Here is a 17707-nt window from a genome sequence, read left to right on the forward strand (position 1 = left end):
AATTTCTATACTATGGAAAAAAATAAATCGAATTTTTGGATGGGATTTTTCGTGGGCTTGGCTTGCGTCAGTTTATTGTGTTTTTTGGGCTTGTTGATTTTCGTCTTCAGTCAGGGTGAAAACGTTAATTTGGCGGAGAAGGTTCAAGCGCAAGACGAACAGGATGTTGTCAGCGACATTAATCCGGTCGAGCAATATGCCGCGATTCCTCCATTGACGGCCGATGACTATGTCAAAGGCGATCCGAACGCCAAAGTCGTTTTAATCGAATATTCGGATTTTGAATGTCCTTATTGTTTAATGCATTCGCAAACCATGGAACAAATTGAAGATTTTTACGGCAATCAAATTGCCATCTCGTTCAGAAATTTTCCGCTGTCGTTTCATCCCGAGGCTCAAAAAGCGGCTGAAGCGGCTGAATGCGCGGGAGTTCAAGGCAAGTTTTGGGAAATGCATGACAAGCTTTTTGACATGAATGAGGCCGGAACACTTGGTTTGGATAATTTCAAGGCCGCGGCCAAAGAGTTGGGTTTGAACACGACAAAATTCAATCAATGCTTGGATGGCGGCGAAATGGCGGCCAGGATCGCAGAGCAGGCTTCCTTGGCGCAACAAGCCGGAGTATCCGGCACGCCGGCGACTTTCGTGAACGGAGATTTGGTCAGCGGAGCCAGGCCGTTAGAGGATTTTACGGATCAAGATGGAAATTTGGCGCCGGGATTTCAAACTATTATCGAAACTTATTTGGGTGAATAATTACAACGAAACATAAAAAGACCGCGAGAAGCGGTCTTTTTAAAATTAAAAAAGGTCAGCCGTGATGATAGCTGAACCTTAGGCGAATTCGCGAGTTTTGCCCGTGCCTTCGCACTTGGGGCAGGGGGCGTCCGTTTCGACCGTGCGCTCGCCGCGGCAGTTCGTGCAGACGAAAAGCACGGACGTCTTGTTGTTGCCATTGCCGCCGCAGGTCGGGCAGGGTTCGATTTTTTTCCCGGTTCCCAAGCAATCCGTGCAAGTGACTTCGCAGATCCTCGTCATGGCATTGTTCCTTTCCGCGGGTTGTTGTTTTGCCTCGAAAAGTTAATTTAGCACGATATTTGGAATTTGTAAAGAGTTGGCTTTTGGGAAATTTTAGATAAAAAAACGCTTAAAAATAAGCGAAAAAGGCTGTGGCGGAGAGGACAGGACTCGAACCTGCAAGTCCCTTGCGGGACGCACGCTTTCCAAGCGTGTGCCTTACCATTCGGCGCACCTCTCCGTATTTGAATTTTGTGAATTCATTCGTTACTCGCTTCGATTACTTTTATAGACTATCAAATCTTCTTCGAAAAATCAATTGTTTTGGCCAGGCTAGCCCGAAAACCTTTTTTATTCGGGTTTCTTTAAATTACGGCGATTGCTCAATGCTTGTAAAAATGATATTGTGCCGATAAGGCATGGCGAAAAGCGAGTGAAGGAAGTTTTGACCATTAGATAATTTGAAAATGAATTGTCGATAAAGTTTAAAAATAATAAAATTAAAATTATGGCCGACCAAACAATCAAACCAACCGGCTGTTGCGATCCGTTTAACCCCGAGCCGTGGGACAATAAAGAGATCGTCTGGGAAAATAAAATTTTTGTTAAAGACCATGTGACCAGTTTTTTTCATATTCCGCTGAATATGGGAAAGAAAATAATTAAAAATATGGCTTTGATTGAAAAAGCCGGAGCAAAATCTTCGTACCAGCTGATGCTCACCGATGAAAAATCGCTTTGGGGCGCTGATATTTACATTGATGTGGCCAAAGAAGTCCCCGAAGCGCAGATGGCTAAGCTTTCCGGCACGTTTTTGACAAAGGTTTTTGAAGGACCTTATCAGAATGCTGGTAAATGGGCGATGGAGATGAAAGAATATGTTAAGTCTGAAAATAAAGAATTGAAAAAGCTTTATTTTTCATATACCACTTGCCCGGCCTGCGCCAAAGCGTATGGGAAAAATTACGTGGTGCTTTTCGCGCAAATAGATTAATAAATTTTTTTATGAGTAAAATACTTTTAGGAGTAATCTGCGGTTTGGCTTTTGGGATAATCGATGTACTGATCATGATCCCGCTCAAATATGAAAGCAATCGAAAAAGAAATGAGGCGATGAGCTCCGCATTTATTGAACGATTTATGTTGGGTTTTTTGATTCCAAATATTGATTTGGGCATGCATGCGGCCTTGTCCGGATTCTTATTGGGCATTGGTTTAAGCGTTCCCACGGCTATTATTACCAGAGTTTACGCGCCAATAATCGCGATAGGAGCCGTGGGCGGCATAGTCATCGGTTTTGTGGTTAGCGCTGTGCTGTAATTGATGATTTATGTACAACCTTTATATTCTTCAATGTTCGGATAAAACTTTATACACGGGCATTGCCATTGATTTGGAAAAGAGAGTAATAGAGCACAACGAAAGCAAGCTCGGCGCCAAATACACTCGCGGCCGGAGGCCGGTTAATCTTGTATATTCAAAAAAATTCCGCGACCGCTCCGCCGCCTCCAAAGAAGAAGCGCGGGTGAAGAGATTGTCGAGGAAAGAGAAGTTGGCTATGGTTAAAACAATTTGTTAAAATAAAATGAATATGGTCAATGAAATGGCCGCAACAAAAATAGCTTTATTTAAAGGCTGAAAAATCCGCAAAACGCTTTATCAAAACGAGTGGTGGTTTTCGGTTATAGATGTGGTTGAAGCGCTTACGGATAGTGTAAAACCCCGTGTTTATTGGAATGCAATGAAAACAAGAGTGAAAAGCGATGATGGGATTGAGTTGTCTACAATTTGTAGACAACTGAAATTGGAATCCGCTGACGGTAAAAAGTACGAAACAGACTGCGCCAATACGGAAGGCATTTTTCGCATAATTCAGTCAATCCCGTCCCCCAAAGCCGAGCCATTAAACGCTGGCTCGCTAAAGTTGGTTATGAAAGAGTGGCAGAAATCGAAAATCCGGAGCTGGCCACCAAACGGACGAGAAGGCTTTACAAACTTAAAGGCTATTCCGACGATTGGATTGAAAAGAGAATGCGCGGCATCGCGATTCGGGAAGAGCTTACCGATGAGTGGCGGGAACGCGGCGCGCGGGAGCAAAAAGATTATGAAATTCTGACTGCTGAAATTTCCCAGGCGACCTTTGGCATGACACCAAACGAATATAAGAAACTTAAAGGATTGGAAAGGGAAAATTTGCGAGATCATATGGATGATTTTGAGCTGATTTTTACAATGCTCGGAGAAAGATCGACAACGGAAATTCATCGCGCAAAAGATTCTAAAGGAATAAAAAAATTAAAAGACGATGCCAATGCCGGCGGGCAAATAGCGGGAAACGCGAGAAAAGAATTGGAGAAAAAAATAAAAAGGCCGATTGCAACAAAAAATAATTATTTAAAGAAACCTGAAAATAAAAAATTATTATCGGGCGAGTAAAAAATCAACTATGCTTGAACAACAGCTGGAAAAATATTTTAAGCTTAATCAATTCCGTCCGGGGCAAAAAGAAATCATCGAAGCGATTTTGGACGGCAAAGACACGGTGGCCTTGATGCCCACCGGCGGCGGCAAGTCGTTGTGCTATCAATTGCCAGCCATTTTGCAGGATAAACTGACCATTATCATTTCGCCCCTGATCGCGTTGATGAAAGATCAAGTGGACGGCTTAAACGCTCGAGGCGTGGCCGCCACTTTTATCAACAGTTCGATTTCCGTGGCGGAAATACAGTCGCGAATGGAAAAAATTTTGGCGGGAGAGATAAAAATTTTATACGTGGCGCCGGAAAGACTGGACGCTCTGCGAGCCAATAAGTTTTTTTCCGATTTGACCGTCAGTCTTTTGGCTGTGGATGAGGCGCACTGTGTTTCCCAGTGGGGGCACGATTTTAGGCCCGATTATTTGCAAATAAAAGAGTATATTCGAAGTTTCAAATCGCGTCCGACAGTCGCCGCCTTTACCGCCACGGCCACGCCCGAAGTTAAGCAAGATATCATGGATAGGCTGGGCATGGTCTCGCCCGTAGTTTTTACCAGCGGATTTGATCGCCCGAATCTGAAATTTTTTGTCCAGAAAGACATTAAGCCCAAGCAAAGAGTGGATGAAGTTTTAAGATTGGTGAAATCAATCGAAGGCTCGGGCATTGTGTACGCATTGACCAGAAAAGAGACCGAAGCCATCGCCGATCATCTCAACCGCCACGGCATTGGCGCGGCCGCTTATCACGCGGGCATGGTAGGAGGTCGGCGGGAAAAAATTCAAGATGAATTCATGGAAAATAAACACAAAGTGATCGTGGCCACGATCGCTTTCGGCATGGGAGTGGATAAGGCCGATATTCGATTTGTCATTCACTCGGGCATGCCCAGAAACATGGAAGGCTACTATCAGGAGGCCGGCAGAGCGGGGCGGGACGGCGAACCGGCCTATTGCGTGCTTTTGCACAGCAAAAAGGATGTGACGGTTCACAACCATTTTATTTTTTTGGACAGGCATGGAATGCTCAGTCAAGGAAAAAGCTGGGAAGAAACGAATCAATTGATTAATCTTAAAAAAGATAAATTGGAAAAAATGGTTGAATACGCCACCGCTGACACATGCAGAAGAAAAATGATTCTTGAATATTTCAATGATCCGGCCGCGCGGCAATTGAATCACGATTGCCAAGGCTGCGACGTTTGCCTTGAGTGGGAGAAAAACAGCCGGCTGCCAGACGAAAAAGAGATTCCCGATCAAGTCGGGAATGACGGTAATTTGGTTGAATTGAGCGAGACCGTGGCTCAAACGATAAATTTGTATAAGCAAAATTATTCAATGGAGCAAATCGCCAAAGCGCGGTCACTCGGCGAGAGCACTATTTTCGGCCACCTTATAAAGTGGTATTTGGCCGGCGGCGAAATTGATTTGGACAACATGATCACGAGAGATGAAGAAAATTTGATATTATCCGCCATGGCCGCGGCTGATGATTATCGGTTTTTGTCCGCGATCAAGCGGCATTTGCCCGAGGAAATCGGTTATGAAAAGATAAAATTGGTGCTGGCCAAGATTAAAAGGATTGAGTTGCATTAAGATGGGCGATGGCTGGTTGTGTTGTTTTAGTTGACAAAAGTTTAATAAAGTCCTAAAATTAATAAATCGAATATTTATTCGCTAATTATTGCGAATTTTTTATTTTCAAATATGAACAATAACATCAGAAATGTGGCGATTATCGCTCACGTTGACCACGGGAAAACCACTCTCGTGGACGCTTTGCTTCGTCAAACCAAGGTAAAATTGAACAAAGACGTCGCTTCGTCCGATTTGATCATGGACAGCAATGATTTGGAAAAAGAGCGTGGCATCACCATTTTTTCCAAAAACGCTTCCGTGGTTTGGGACGGCGTTAAAATCAACATTATCGACACGCCCGGACACGCGGATTTCGGCGGGGAAGTCGAACGCGTTTTGAATATGGCCGACGGCTGTTTGCTTTTGATTGACGCGCAGGAAGGCCCCATGCCGCAGACCAGATTCGTTTTGAAAAAAGCTTTGGCCATGGGACATAAAATTATCGTGGTCATCAATAAAATCGACAAGCCGAACGCGCGCCCGAGTTTTGTTTTGGACAAGACCATTGATTTGTTCATTGAGCTGGGAGCCGATGATCAGGCTTTGAATTTCCCCATCGTTTACGCGGCCGCCAAAAAAGGCGTGGCCGGATTGGAACCCGAGCTTGATAAAATGACAGACATTACTCCCGTATTCGAATCCATTTTAAAAAATATTCCCGCGCCTACCGGCGACGCCGGCGAGCCTTTGCAGATTTTGGTTTCCAATATTATGGGCGACAATTTCAAAGGCAGAATCGCCATCGGCAGAGTGCATAACGGCATTGCCAAAACCGGACAAGAAATCATGCATATAAATAGACTGGGACAGATGAAAAAGCACAGACTGGTGTCTTTGATGACCTACGATGGTTTAGCTCGCGTGGAAGCGGATCAAGTGCCTGCGGGCGACATCGTGGCCATTGCCGGCATCCCGGAAATCACCATCGGTGAAACTTTGGCGGACGCGGAAAATCCGAAAGCATTGCCGCTTTTGAACATTGATCAACCCACGGTTAAAATGACTTTCATGGTTAATGATTCGCCGTTTGCCGGTCAAGAAGGTCAATTCACCACTTCAAGGCAGGTCAGAGAAAGGCTTTACAAAGAATTGGAAAATGACATGGCTTTGCGAGTCGAAGACACCGCTGACGGCAAATGGATCGTTTCCGGCCGCGGCGAGCTTCATTTATCCATTTTAATCGAAAGAATGCGCAGAGAAGGCTTTGAATTTCAGGTTTCTCGGCCGCAAGTGATTAATAAAAAAGAAAACGGCAAAACTTTGACTCCTTACGATCATTTGTTTATTGAAGTTCCTGAAACTCATTATGGTTTGGTGGTTCAAAAATTAAACAGCAGAAAAGGGGAATTGCAAGAAATGAAAATAATCGACGGCATCGCGCATCTTGAATACATTATTCCCACCAGAAGCCTTTTCGGTTATAGATCCGAGTTTTTAACCGATACGCGAGGGCTGGGTATTCTCAATTCCGCGTTTCATGATTATTTACCCGATCCGGGCAATTGGGCGGAGCGGGAACAGGGTTCGCTCGTGGCTCATGAAACGGGCACGACCAATCTTTACGGTTTGGTTAATATCCAATCGCGAGGAGTGTTGTTTTTCGGCCCGGGCGTGCAGATTTACATGGGGCAGGTGGTTGGGCAAAATACCCGCGGCGACGATATTAGAGTAAATGTTTGTAAAACAAAACAGCTGACCAATATGAGATCAAAGGGCGACGGCGCCACTGAGCATTTCAATGTCCCGAAAGAAATGAATGTGGAAGCGGCCATAGAATACATCGGCGATGATGAATTGGTGGAAATTACGCCTAAAAATGTTAGAATCAGAAAAGTTTATTTGGATGAATTATCGGCCAAGAGAGCCAGGTTCGCGGAGAAATCCGATCATGAATCATGAAGCATGGAACATGGAGCAAAATAACGCATATATAACGCCTCATCCGGGGCGTTTTGTTTTAGACAAAACAGGAGGGTTTCGTCTCGCGCATTTGGCGCTTCGTCGACCCACTTTTTGACGCCAAAAAGTGGGCAAAAAAGCGCTGGGGGAAAATGATTCGCAAAGCGTCGATTAAATGGCAAAGATCTCGCCATGGCTCAGCATTTTCCCCCAGACCCCCAGTGCTATTCATGATCAAATCGTCGATATTAGGATTTGTATTTTGATAAAGTTATTTATACGCCCAATTCGGGCGGTTTTGTTTTAGACAAAAATCGCGGTTTTTGGTATGATAATTCCAAGAATTGAGATGACCATTTATATAAAATAATTAATTTCATGTAAAAAATCTATGGAAAATGAAGGAATTTTGCAACAATCGCCGGAACAAATGTTCCATCAGGACAAAGTCGTAAACGGTATAAAGATGGAGGTTTTTTTCGATGATCAATATAAAAGCTTCGTGCTTTATTTCTCGGATTTGGAAATGAATCTTGAAAGAGGGGTCCATGATCAAATAATTTTTATAAAGGGCGGTGAGGCAGAGGCCAAGAATGTTTTTGACAAAGCTAAAGAGCTCGCGGAAGCGGAAAAGGATGGCGATATCGAACGGGTTTATAAGCAAGCGGAAGCCTTTGTTAAAGGGCTGGATGGAAAAGAGTAAATAGAAGGTTATGAAAAAGTTGAAAAAACAATTTCAAAAATCCGTTGATTTTCTCAAAACTAAAAATAAAATTTTGTTTTTGACCACTTCCAATCGCTGGTTCGGAGAAAAAGGGGGAGAAAAGCCGAAAAGTTTCAGATTGGGGGAAAAGATGGCGGAAAAAATAGGAAAAGACAAAGTCGAAATTGTTGACGTTCCCAAACTAAAAATTTATCCCTGCGAAGGCAATGTCTCCACTGAGCGGGGCAATACTTGCGGCCTGAAAGAAGCGGCGCTCAAAGACGTGGAGAAAAATCCGAGCGGCCACCATCGCTGCTGGGCCAGCATCAATAATCCTGATGATGAATTGTGGAAAGTGTCAAAGCCACTTTTGGAATGCGACGCAGTCGTTTTCTTCGGTTCAATCCGCTGGGGACAGCTGAATTCGTTTTACCAAAAATTAATTGAACGGCTCGATTGGCTGGAAAACAGGCACACGACCTTGGGCGAAGAAAATTTATTAAAAAACAAGGTGGCGGGTATAATCGCGCTGGGGCATAATTGGAACGTGGAAAACGCGGTTAAAACGCAGGAAAAAGTTTTAGAGTTTTACGGTTTTCAGGTCGCACCCGAGCTTTGTTGGTTTTGGCAGTTTACCAAAGACAGCTTTGATGAAAGCGATCAAACTTATAAAAAAGCGGCTGACTCGTTTGAGGAATTATTGAAAAATTTATAAAATCAGTTGCTGGATTTTAGCTTTTGTTGGAATGACAGGCCACAATGAGTCTGCATGGAATGGAAAGCCCGGATGAGTCTGAGAAAACTAATTATTATGCCGACCCTTTATCGTCATTCCCGCGAAAGCGGGAATCCACAAGAGTATCGTCGGCATCAGTATTGTTTATGCGCTCCTATTATGTTTACATGTTGGCCAATAAAAGAAATGGAACCCTTTACACAGGAGTTACCAATGATCTTGCCAGAAGACTCGATGAGCATAAGAACGATGTTAATGAATCATTTACGAAAAGGTATCAAGTCCACACATTGGTTTATTTTGAAGAACATGAGTGCATTGATGAAGCTATTTGGAGGGAGAAATGCATTAAAAAGTGGAGAAGAAAATGGAAGTTAGCATTAATTGAAAAAGAAAATCCTGATTGGAGGGACTTATCGAATGAATTAATTTAGGCCTGGATTCCCGCTTTCGCGGGAATGACAGGTCAGGTTAGTCTGTGCGGGAATGACAGGCCTAAATGAGCCTGCATGGAATGGAAAGCCCGGACGAGTCTGAGAAAACTAATTATTATGCCGACCCTTTATCGTCATTCCCGCGAAAGCGGGAATCCAGAAAACACAGTTTGAAATTAAACCAAACAAATACTTATGAAACATTTAATCTCACTCAAAGAAAATTCGAAAGAAGACATTTTGAAAATGATCGATCTGGCTCAAAAACTGAAACAAAAAAAGAACAACGGCGAATTGACGCGCTATCTGGAAGACAAGACTTTGATCATGCTTTTTCAGAAAACTTCCACCCGCACCCGTTTGTCCTTTGAATCTGCCATGACCGAGCTGGGCGGTCACGCGATTTTTCTTGACTCGCGCACCACGCAGTTTTCTTTGTGCGATTTTCGAGATGAGATTCAGGCGGTGATGCGATTTGGCGCGACCTTGATGTTTCGCGCGCAAAAGGCGGCTGACGTTATGACCGCGGCTTCTTTCAATAAAATTCCGGTCATTGACGCTTGCAGCGAGAAATATCATCCGGCTCAGGCGATCACTGACATGCTCACGATGATTGAAAAGAGCGGGGGACTTGAAAACATAAAAAAAGTGGTTTGGCTGGGAGTTGAAAATAACGTCATGAATACTTTGATGCTGGTTTGCGTGAAATTAGGCGTCAAATTCACCATTATAGCGCCGGAAGCTGATATTGACAGCGTTGATGAGGAGTTAAAGCGCCAAGCCGCGGAAACGAGCCTGGTCGAGCGGACGCTGGATTTGGCCGAGGGGTTAAAAGACGCGGATTTTGTCCACACCGACACTTGGATGAATATGGAGTTTTTTGACAACGGCCAAGTCAAACCGCAAATGCAAGCGGAATATGAAAGAAGAAAAGCCACGTTTTCTCCTTATCAAATCAACGCCGATTTAATAAATAAATACTGTCCTCAAGCCAAAATAATGCACTGCATGCCTTGCCACATCGGTTATGAAATTTCTCGCGACGCCATGGATCATCCAAACAGCGTTGTCTTTGATCAAGCGGAAAATAGGCTTCACGCTCAAAAAGGCATTTTAATGTGGCTTTTGGACAGGGAAGTTTAATTTATTTCAATACTTGCAAATTTATGTTCCAATTCCATTATCCGATTAGAATCAAATCATTGATGATCCCTTCGCTGTTCTGGCTGGCCTGGATGGTCAGCTGGATTTGGATTCCGGCTGAAGAGCTGATTTGGGCGCCGCTAAAATGGATATTCATTGTTGTTTTCGCGCCGATCGGCTTGATAATTTTGGGAACGATATTGGGATACAAAGTGGAATTCGATCAGCAAAAGTTAAAAGTCGGATTTTTTCCGTTGATTCGAAGAGTTGATGTGTCGAAATTAACGAGCATTAAAAAAGGTTCGGTTTATCCTTTGACTGTTTGGAAAACCACGGAGTTCGTGACCTTGGAATTTAAGCAAGGCAAGCCATTTTCTTTTCCGTGCAATGAGGCTGGGCAGATAGTTGATACGGTCAAAAGATTTATTACGCCCTAAAATTCAGGGTTGAAATAATGCTTGGAATTTGATAAGCTTTAATCTGAAATAAGGGCGTATGGCTCAGCTGGTTAGAGCGCTACCTTCACACGGTAGAGGTCTCTGGTTCGAATCCAGATACGCCCACCACGTCGTTCGCGAACGACGTGGCCCACCAATTTTCTCTCCGTGGAGCGAAAATTGCCCTGAGTGAGGAGCGCGGCGACGAATCGAAGGGCATTTTATATTATTTATGTAATCTCCATAAAGCTGCCATTACCGGCGGTTTTTATAATTTTAAAATGACGGCTTGTGAAGCTGTCATTCTTTGATGTGTCGAAATAGACTTGCGCAGGCCAGCGCCAGTGAAGGAATCAGGACGATGTAGGCCAAGATCAGCCAGATCGTCAGATCGGTCATGGCGAAAAGGTAGATCAAGAGCAGGCCTATCATTTCGCCCCAGGATTTGACTTTACCTACGGGAAACGCGCTGATTTTCGCGCGCTTTTTTAGTTTTTTTGCCGAGAGCAATTTGAACACTCGGCAAACGACCAGTCCGGATTCGATCAGCCAAAAGGCAATGATCAGCGGCAGCCAGACGGTCTTGCTGAAAAACAAGGTCAGCGGCACAAGAAAGCGGATCTTGTCGACCAGCGGGTCAAGGAACGCGCCAGCTTGAGTTTGTTTGTTGAAGATTCTGGCGAATTTTCCGTCCAAAAGATCGAGTGGCCAGATGACCGCGCCGATCAGCAGGCATGACATCAATACCTGGCTCCTAAAGTAAAGCCAAACTGCCACCATGAGCAGGGGCAGTTGAACGAGGGTGATGATGATGGGATGGATCTTGGCGCAGACCCGATTTCTCCGGATCGCATTGTCGATACCGGAACTCTCGGCGTAAAATACATCTTCGGATTTCGCTATCATTCGCATCCTCCGTGTGTATTTGTTCGGTTATTGAATTATAATGAGATGAGTTTCAAAAGTCAAACTTGCTTTTTGAATTTTTTGGAGAGATTTTTGTAGGTGTAATTCCACAAAAAGTAAATCACGCCGGACAATATTATGGTCAATAAACCGAAGGCGATGAGCACGGGCACGCTATAAGATGACAGCTCTCCTTGCAGGAGCAATTTACCGTCTTGAAACACCTCAAAGCCGGCGCCCATGATGGTGCCCAAGGAAATAAAAGAAACCACGACGCTGACGAGAAACAACATTTGCAGTTTATTCATGGCTTCGCGTTGATTTTGTCGATATAAAGAATTCAGATAACTGGTGTTGCTTTTTATGAAACCCGAGGTCATGTCGAAAAGATTTTTAATGTAAGCCGCTTCTTGATTGGATTTTTTCAGTTTGTTGGCAAAGTAGTTTTGCCATTTCCCGCGCGTGATGTTTTCCACTGTTTGATTTCTGGTTTTTAACACCACCATGATTTGGTCGATTCTGGCATTGATATTGGAAACGTTTTTCGAATATTCGGTCAGCTTGTCTATATACAATGGAATATCAACATTTTTTATGAAACGAGAGCTCAATATTTTTTCCGTGTCATCCCAGATCAAGCGGTGATTTTGAACGAGCCAGTACAAGTGGCGGTTGAGCTCGGACAAGAAAATCAATTCTTGCGACAGTTCATCGATGATATGCTCCGATATTTTACCCAATGCGTTTAAGATAACCAGGTTGTCCGAGTAGTATATTTCAAAGGTGCCGAAGTCGTAGTTTTTATCCAATTTTTCGTTTTCCGATTTGAGAAATTTCAAAATCGAAGCCTTGGTTTCTTTTTCCGTGCAGAGAAACAATCTTTTGGGCAATTTGGGCGTTCTGATGATTTCCAAACCGCCCGCTCCTCGGCTGAAAAGAAAAGCCAGGCAGGGAGACAGCGTGTTTTGATAAAAATCGACTATTTGTTTTTTGTCTTTTTTGAAATCTTTTATTTCCCTTTTTAAAAACAATAATCCGTCTTCTTGATACAAATATTCATAGCCTTTATCGGAGTGGGCGCAAACCACGGCCATGTCTTGCTTGGAAAGGTATAGATTGACCTTTTCCGGATTCAGCTTCTTTTTTAAAGCCGCGGCCATTTTAGAATCAAGCGCCGGATGGACGGCCGCGGAATCCAAAAAAGCCTTGAATTCATCAAGATGAATTCTGATTTTGGGAAACCAGCTGCCGATGTAAATGTTTTTTATTTTCATCTTTTTATTTGACAACGAATTTTTATTTTTGTATTGTTTATATTCATGGAGATGGAAGGGGAAATCATGAAACTGCCGCAAGATGCTCGTTGTTCTACGATGCACAGAGAGTTTGGAGCTCGACTGGCCGGCAAAGTCAATTGCAAATACCTCAATGACGATCGGACATGCCAAGCCATGTCCGGCAACCCTCTGTGCACATGTCTAGCCATGGCCAGAGACGTTTTAGACATCGACACTGCCAAAAGGTACTGGCAAGTGCCCCAAGGCGATTGAGCGACTCAGTCGTCTTTTAAAATTATTATTTATTTTTTCGAGACCAGAGACGTTTAAACCATGATTTTTTTGGCGCCGGATTAATCGGCTCATTGACTTGTGTTTTCATTGCTTGCAAAGGGTTGTCAAATATTCTAACTTCTCTGTCCGTGGTGGCGATGTTCGGGGCGTCTTGAGGCTTTTCCTTGATTGGCTCCTTGAAAAGTTTCGCCTTATACAGCTCGGGATCTTCAATGTTAACGGTTTTTTGTTCGGTGCTGTTTTCTCCGACTCTCCTGACTTTGGCGTCTCCGGTATCAGGATCAATGCTTGAAATTTCCCATTCGGGTGTTTTTTCCAAGTGACTCAGTCTGATAAAATCACCGACTTTAGCGCCAAGCGAATTTTTTTCAACAAAATTGCGCGGGACAGTTGGCTTATCAACATATCCTAATGGTCTCATAACTTGAACATCTTGCGGGCCTTTGGGGCGTAACGGTTGGGGAGTGGGGGTTTCAAAACTCATATGATTTCATTAAGAATAAATCCGTTTATATTTTACCATTTTTTTCAAGTTTGATAAATAAAAACTTGGGATAACTTTGAATCGGCCGACCGCATTGTATTTCTCAGCCATTTTGTTAAGATTATGCTATGTCAGACGTTGATGAAATAAAACAAAAAATAGACATTATCTCGCTGGTTGGCGAATATGTTCAGCTCACGCAAGCCGGTTCCAATTGGAAAGCGCGTTGTCCGTTTCATAATGAAAAAACGCCCAGTTTTTTGGTTTCTCAAGAAAAACAGATTTTTCACTGTTTCGGTTGCGGCAAGGGCGGAGACATTTTTACTTTTGTTCAGGAAATGGAAAATTTGGATTTCCCCGAGACCTTGCGGCTGTTGGCGAAAAAAGCGGGTGTGGAATTGAGAAATACGGATCCTCGCGTTCACAGCCAAAAGACCAGATTGCTGGATATTCATCGCTGGGCAACGGCGTATTTCATGAAATCCTTGGAAATTTCCAAGTCCGCCGAGCCGGCCAGGAAATATTTGGAAAAACGAGGCTTGTCCGCCGAGACGATAATGGATTTTAAAATCGGTTTCGCGCCGGACAGCTGGGACAAATTGCTTAATTTTTTGAAATCAAAAAATTACACCGAAAGCGAAATAGGTTTGGCCGGCTTGATCACCAGAAAAAATCAAGGCAGCGGCTGGTATGACCGTTTCCGAAACAGGGTGATTTTCCCGATCGCCGATGTTCACGGAGCCATTATCGGTCTTGGGGGCAGAATCATGGAGGCCGAGGGAGGCGCCAAATATTTGAACAGTCCGCAAACGCCGATTTACGATAAAAGTTCGGTTGTTTACGGCATGGACAAGGCCAAGCAGGAGATCAAGCAAGTAGACCAGGCGATTTTCGTTGAAGGTTACATGGATGTCATTTCTTCGCATCAAGCCGGAGTGAAAAACGTGGTGGCCACTTCGGGCACGGCTTTGACTCCCGGGCATTTGAAAATGGTCAAGCGATACACCAATAATGTGGCTTTTTGCTTTGATCAAGACGAAGCCGGGCAAAGAGCGGCCGCCAGATCCGTTGACATCGCTTTGGCCGAGGACATGAATATAAAAATTGTTCGGGTGCTTTTCGGCAAGGATCCCGATGAGTGCATTCAAAAAGATCTCGCCTTGTGGCATCAATCCATCGCCGAAGCCAAACCGTACATGGAATATTTTATGGAAGCGATTGACGGAAAATATGATTTGAACGATATCAATCAAAAAAAGGCGGCGGCCAAAGAACTGCTTACTCAGGTGGCGAAGATGACCTCAAAACTCGAACAGGATTTTTGGTTGAGAAAATTGTCCGATCTTTTGGGCGTTGACGTGGCGCTGCTTTGGGAATCCATGCCCGGCGCCAAAACTTTGACCAGAACCGAGCATGCCGGTTTTGTCGCGCAAAAATTGAGAATAGATGTTTATCAGACTCTTTTCGGACTGGTCGTGTCCAATCTTGATAATATCGAATATTTGGCGGAAAATTTGGAAGCCGGCATGATTTTCGATGAGAAATGGCGAAGATTTTACAATAATTTGATTTTGTTATATAATAAAGACAAGAAAACGGATCGAAATAATTTTGATCAATGGCTAAAGATTCAGGATAATGAGATTTTTAACCAAGGCTTTTTTGATAGCCTGTTTTTGCTTATTAAAAGAGAATTTGACGGTTTCTCTCTGGAAGATATTCAAACGGAAGTGATTTGCTTGGTGAAGAAAATAAAAAAAGATTTTTTTCAATATCGAATAAATGAAATATCCTCGGAAATAAAAAAAGCGGAAAGCGAAAAAGACGACGACGGCATTAATCAACTTTTTAAACAACTTCAATCTTTCATCCGGCAAAGATCACAATTGGACTAAGCGATAAAAATAATCAATCATTTGCCTTTGATAATTTATGCCAAGGACAGCAAAAAAGGCCACAATTAAAAGAGGTCGGCCCGCTCAAAAGAAACAGAGCCGTCCGACAAAAAAGAAAGCGGCCGCCAGACGCGCCGCTCATCATGTTAAAAAAGCCAAAGGGGAGAAAAAAAGACCCCAAAAAAACACCCGGGTCGTCATGCGGGGAAGACCCAAAAAAGCCACCCCGCCGAGTAAAGATGAAATAGATGAATTGGTTCAAAAGGGAAGAAAAAGAGGTTTTATCACGGAAAAAGAAGTGCTTAAACTTTTTCCGGAAATGGAAAGTTATCTGGAAGCTTATTTGGATTTTGAGGAAGAATTGGAGTCGAGCGGCGTTCAAATCGTCGAATTGAAAGGCGGCGTGCTGGCTTCTCCCGCTGAAAGGGAAAAAATCATTTCCAGCGCTGCCGGAGTCGGCATAGGATCGCCCGCGCAAAAATACGACATTCCGGAATTGACCGCTGATTCGATTCAAATGTATTTGAGAGAAATCGGGAAGATCGATTTGCTGACGGCTGAAGAAGAATTAGCCTTGGCCAAAAGAAAAGAAAGAAACGAGAGGGAAGCGGAAAAGCGTCTGATCGAAGCCAATTTAAGATTGGTCGTTTCCATCGCCAAAAAATTCGTGGGCAAAAGTTTGTCTTTGCTTGATTTGATTCAGGAGGGCAACATCGGGCTTTTTCGCGCGGTTGAAAAATTCGAGTATCGCAAGGGGTATAAATTTTCAACTTACGCGACTTGGTGGGTCAGGCAGGCGATCACCAGAGCTTTGGCCGATCAGTCGAGAACGATCAGAATTCCCGTGCACATGGTCGAAACGATCAATAAATTCCAGCAAGTCGAGCGACGTTTGATTCAGGATTTGGGCCGCGAGCCGCTGCCCGAAGAAATCGCCGCAGAAATGAGCGAGGACGTGAACAAAATCAGATATATCATGAAAATATCGCAAGAAACGATTTCGCTCGAAACTTCGGTCGGCGATGACGACGAAGACAGCACTCTTGAAGATTTCATTGAGGACGTGAAAAACGTCACGCCCGATCACGCGGCCGCTCTGCGCCTGTTGAAGGATTATGTCAGGGAAACGATCAAGGACTTGTCTCCGAGAGAACAAAAGATTTTGGAAATGAGATTCGGACTTGTTGACGGAGTGGCGCATACTTTGGAAGAAGTCGGACAGGAATTCGACGTCACCAGAGAAAGAATCAGGCAGATCGAAGCGAAATCTTTGGAGAAAATTCAGAACATGAAAGGAATAGAGAAATTAAGGGATTATTAATCAACTGCAAGAAATAATAAAATCCGTTCCATAAGGGACGGATTTTGTGTTATAATATAATCAAACAAATCGCAAAAAAGGAGAGATGCCATGATAAACGAAGATTTGATGGAGTGCCATTACTCTTTCGAGAGATTGGCCAGGGAAGGCAACATTGGTCAGATTCCGGACGAAACATTGAGGGTTTTTTTGGGGAGATTGAGTCATGCTCGAAAATCTCCTTTGCGAAATTTGGAAAGTCAAGATCAGGCTTGGCTTGACGCCGCGCTCTCGTTTTGGAGAGATTTTTTCAACGGGAGCAAGCGCCGGACGGCTTGATGAAAGGAGGAGGGAGGGGCGAGATGCGCGCATCTCGCCCTTTTAAAATTTCAATAATGTCGGATTTTATTTTTGAGGCTGATTGTTATCATTTTCTTTCTGTGCTTTGTTTTCCGCGATCGCTCCTTTAATGGTGGAAAAGATTTCTCCCATGTTCGGCAGGGCAGATTCATTTAAAGGTTTTCCCATAAATTCCGCCATTTGGCTGGCCAGCTGTCGGCTTTTCCCGCCGGTCTGAAAGCCTTTTTTCATTTGTCCCGGGTTGAGTTTTATTTGTTCATTTGAATTTGTCGTCAGATAAAGATCATAATAATTTTGGCGCTGGCCGTTGACGATTCTGGACATGGGCTGAAGAGTGACGGCCTTTACGTCCGCAAAGCTTAATATCCGGTCGGTTTTTTTAAGCATTGATTTGTGAAAAAGCATTATCTTTTGTTCGCCTTTGCTGATTTGAATGGTGGTGGTTTTAATGAAAATGACGAGCAAGACGCCGACGATGATGAAGGCGAGCGCGATCAGCGAGGTGTAGCCAAAGTCCGAGTTGATGAAAATGATAAAACCGATGAGCGTCAATAATAATCCGCCGAAATAGCCGGCGACGTTTTGGTCTTTGATGACCATTGCGTTTGAGTCTTGGGAGACGATTTTCATAAAAGCGAGGTTAATATTATATGTTTATATTGAATCATTTATTCGTCAATAAATCAAAGGAAGCCGTCATTTGGCGGGGGA

19 protein-coding genes, 2 tRNA genes and 1 pseudogene are annotated in these 17707 nt (G+C 43.7%); 16 read left to right on the forward strand and 6 right to left on the reverse strand.

Going from position 1 to position 17707, the window contains the following annotated elements:
• The first annotated feature begins 12 nt into the window (after positions 1-12).
• Complete coding sequence (locus tag VMX18_00145) at positions 13-756, forward strand: thioredoxin domain-containing protein (protein HUT21804.1); 744 nt, start codon at positions 13-15, stop codon at positions 754-756.
• A gap of 78 nt (positions 757-834) precedes the next feature.
• Here VMX18_00145 and VMX18_00150 read toward each other — a convergent pair whose 3' ends face one another.
• The gene (locus tag VMX18_00150) at positions 835-1038 is read right to left on the reverse strand and encodes a hypothetical protein (GenBank protein HUT21805.1); all 204 of its coding nucleotides are present in this window, start codon (positions 1036-1038) and stop codon (positions 835-837) included.
• Positions 1039-1170: 132 nt separating this feature from the next.
• Positions 1171-1258 (reverse strand) — tRNA-Ser (locus VMX18_00155).
• Positions 1259-1525: 267 nt separating this feature from the next.
• On the opposite strand from VMX18_00155, the gene VMX18_00160 reads away from it, so the two are divergent.
• From VMX18_00160 to VMX18_00215, 12 genes and pseudogenes are all read left to right on the forward strand, one after another.
• On the forward strand, positions 1526-2011 hold the full coding sequence (locus VMX18_00160) for a hydrolase (GenBank protein HUT21806.1): 486 nt from the start codon (positions 1526-1528) through the stop codon (positions 2009-2011).
• A gap of 11 nt (positions 2012-2022) precedes the next feature.
• Entirely contained in the window at positions 2023-2337 is a 315-nt protein-coding gene (locus tag VMX18_00165; protein ID HUT21807.1) for a hypothetical protein, read from the forward strand.
• A gap of 10 nt (positions 2338-2347) precedes the next feature.
• Complete coding sequence (locus VMX18_00170) at positions 2348-2596, forward strand: GIY-YIG nuclease family protein (GenBank protein HUT21808.1); 249 nt, start codon at positions 2348-2350, stop codon at positions 2594-2596.
• Positions 2597-2659: 63 nt separating this feature from the next.
• Positions 2660-3453, forward strand: a pseudogene (locus tag VMX18_00175) (Bro-N domain-containing protein).
• Between the two features lie 10 nt (positions 3454-3463).
• Positions 3464-5086, forward strand: coding sequence for a RecQ family ATP-dependent DNA helicase (locus VMX18_00180; protein HUT21809.1), 1623 nt, complete (start codon positions 3464-3466; stop codon positions 5084-5086).
• 111 nt (positions 5087-5197) lie between these two features.
• On the forward strand, positions 5198-7027 hold the full coding sequence (typA, locus tag VMX18_00185) for a translational GTPase TypA (protein ID HUT21810.1): 1830 nt from the start codon (positions 5198-5200) through the stop codon (positions 7025-7027).
• A gap of 391 nt (positions 7028-7418) precedes the next feature.
• On the forward strand, positions 7419-7730 hold the full coding sequence (locus VMX18_00190; GenBank protein ID HUT21811.1) for a hypothetical protein: 312 nt from the start codon (positions 7419-7421) through the stop codon (positions 7728-7730).
• A gap of 10 nt (positions 7731-7740) precedes the next feature.
• Positions 7741-8445, forward strand: coding sequence for a hypothetical protein (locus VMX18_00195; GenBank protein ID HUT21812.1), 705 nt, complete (start codon positions 7741-7743; stop codon positions 8443-8445).
• Between the two features lie 188 nt (positions 8446-8633).
• Positions 8634-8900: a GIY-YIG nuclease family protein gene (locus tag VMX18_00200; protein ID HUT21813.1), complete on the forward strand. Its 267-nt coding sequence runs from the start codon at positions 8634-8636 to the stop codon at positions 8898-8900.
• 195 nt (positions 8901-9095) lie between these two features.
• On the forward strand, positions 9096-10043 hold the full coding sequence (locus VMX18_00205; protein HUT21814.1) for an ornithine carbamoyltransferase: 948 nt from the start codon (positions 9096-9098) through the stop codon (positions 10041-10043).
• Between the two features lie 23 nt (positions 10044-10066).
• Positions 10067-10480: a hypothetical protein gene (locus VMX18_00210; GenBank protein HUT21815.1), complete on the forward strand. Its 414-nt coding sequence runs from the start codon at positions 10067-10069 to the stop codon at positions 10478-10480.
• 52 nt (positions 10481-10532) lie between these two features.
• Positions 10533-10609: transfer RNA gene (locus VMX18_00215), tRNA-Val, on the forward strand.
• Positions 10610-10780: 171 nt separating this feature from the next.
• Here VMX18_00215 and VMX18_00220 read toward each other — a convergent pair.
• Both VMX18_00220 and VMX18_00225 read right to left on the reverse strand, forming a co-directional pair.
• On the reverse strand, positions 10781-11392 hold the full coding sequence (locus VMX18_00220; GenBank protein ID HUT21816.1) for a CDP-alcohol phosphatidyltransferase family protein: 612 nt from the start codon (positions 11390-11392) through the stop codon (positions 10781-10783).
• 53 nt (positions 11393-11445) lie between these two features.
• Positions 11446-12660 (reverse strand): hypothetical protein, encoded by a 1215-nt coding sequence (locus VMX18_00225; protein ID HUT21817.1) that lies wholly within the window; start codon positions 12658-12660, stop codon positions 11446-11448.
• Between the two features lie 45 nt (positions 12661-12705).
• Between VMX18_00225 and VMX18_00230 the strand changes: the two genes are divergently transcribed.
• Positions 12706-12936 carry a hypothetical protein gene (locus tag VMX18_00230; protein HUT21818.1) on the forward strand — a complete coding sequence of 77 codons (231 nt, stop codon included), beginning with the start codon at positions 12706-12708 and terminating at the stop codon, positions 12934-12936.
• 25 nt (positions 12937-12961) lie between these two features.
• On the opposite strand, the gene VMX18_00235 is transcribed toward VMX18_00230, so the two are convergent.
• Positions 12962-13441 (reverse strand): hypothetical protein, encoded by a 480-nt coding sequence (locus VMX18_00235; protein HUT21819.1) that lies wholly within the window; start codon positions 13439-13441, stop codon positions 12962-12964.
• Positions 13442-13569: 128 nt separating this feature from the next.
• Between VMX18_00235 and dnaG the strand changes: the two genes are divergently transcribed.
• Both dnaG and VMX18_00245 read left to right on the forward strand, forming a co-directional pair.
• The gene (dnaG, locus tag VMX18_00240) at positions 13570-15336 is read left to right on the forward strand and encodes a DNA primase (protein HUT21820.1); all 1767 of its coding nucleotides are present in this window, start codon (positions 13570-13572) and stop codon (positions 15334-15336) included.
• Between the two features lie 37 nt (positions 15337-15373).
• Positions 15374-16657 carry a sigma-70 family RNA polymerase sigma factor gene (locus VMX18_00245; GenBank protein ID HUT21821.1) on the forward strand — a complete coding sequence of 428 codons (1284 nt, stop codon included), beginning with the start codon at positions 15374-15376 and terminating at the stop codon, positions 16655-16657.
• 384 nt (positions 16658-17041) lie between these two features.
• Here the strand turns inward: VMX18_00245 and VMX18_00250 are convergent, their stop codons facing one another.
• Positions 17042-17626, reverse strand: coding sequence for a hypothetical protein (locus VMX18_00250; protein HUT21822.1), 585 nt, complete (start codon positions 17624-17626; stop codon positions 17042-17044).
• Positions 17627-17707 lie beyond the last annotated feature (81 nt).

The organism is Candidatus Bipolaricaulota bacterium, assembly GCA_035528115.1.
Taxonomy (GTDB): domain Bacteria; phylum Patescibacteriota; class Patescibacteriia; order UBA11705; family DATKZF01; genus DATKZF01.

Coding starts and splice junctions, on each gene's coding strand:
- VMX18_00145 (HUT21804.1), top strand. CDS start 13: ATGGAAAAAAATAAATCGAATTTTTGGATGGGATTTTTCGTGGGCTTG.
- VMX18_00150 (HUT21805.1), bottom strand. CDS start 1,038: ATGACGAGGATCTGCGAAGTCACTTGCACGGATTGCTTGGGAACCGGG.
- VMX18_00160 (HUT21806.1), top strand. CDS start 1,526: ATGGCCGACCAAACAATCAAACCAACCGGCTGTTGCGATCCGTTTAAC.
- VMX18_00165 (HUT21807.1), top strand. CDS start 2,023: ATGAGTAAAATACTTTTAGGAGTAATCTGCGGTTTGGCTTTTGGGATA.
- VMX18_00170 (HUT21808.1), top strand. CDS start 2,348: ATGTACAACCTTTATATTCTTCAATGTTCGGATAAAACTTTATACACG.
- VMX18_00180 (HUT21809.1), top strand. CDS start 3,464: ATGCTTGAACAACAGCTGGAAAAATATTTTAAGCTTAATCAATTCCGT.
- typA (HUT21810.1), top strand. CDS start 5,198: ATGAACAATAACATCAGAAATGTGGCGATTATCGCTCACGTTGACCAC.
- VMX18_00190 (HUT21811.1), top strand. CDS start 7,419: ATGGAAAATGAAGGAATTTTGCAACAATCGCCGGAACAAATGTTCCAT.
- VMX18_00195 (HUT21812.1), top strand. CDS start 7,741: ATGAAAAAGTTGAAAAAACAATTTCAAAAATCCGTTGATTTTCTCAAA.
- VMX18_00200 (HUT21813.1), top strand. CDS start 8,634: ATGTTGGCCAATAAAAGAAATGGAACCCTTTACACAGGAGTTACCAAT.
- VMX18_00205 (HUT21814.1), top strand. CDS start 9,096: ATGAAACATTTAATCTCACTCAAAGAAAATTCGAAAGAAGACATTTTG.
- VMX18_00210 (HUT21815.1), top strand. CDS start 10,067: ATGTTCCAATTCCATTATCCGATTAGAATCAAATCATTGATGATCCCT.
- VMX18_00220 (HUT21816.1), bottom strand. CDS start 11,392: ATGCGAATGATAGCGAAATCCGAAGATGTATTTTACGCCGAGAGTTCC.
- VMX18_00225 (HUT21817.1), bottom strand. CDS start 12,660: ATGAAAATAAAAAACATTTACATCGGCAGCTGGTTTCCCAAAATCAGA.
- VMX18_00230 (HUT21818.1), top strand. CDS start 12,706: ATGGAGATGGAAGGGGAAATCATGAAACTGCCGCAAGATGCTCGTTGT.
- VMX18_00235 (HUT21819.1), bottom strand. CDS start 13,441: ATGAGTTTTGAAACCCCCACTCCCCAACCGTTACGCCCCAAAGGCCCG.
- dnaG (HUT21820.1), top strand. CDS start 13,570: ATGTCAGACGTTGATGAAATAAAACAAAAAATAGACATTATCTCGCTG.
- VMX18_00245 (HUT21821.1), top strand. CDS start 15,374: ATGCCAAGGACAGCAAAAAAGGCCACAATTAAAAGAGGTCGGCCCGCT.
- VMX18_00250 (HUT21822.1), bottom strand. CDS start 17,626: ATGAAAATCGTCTCCCAAGACTCAAACGCAATGGTCATCAAAGACCAA.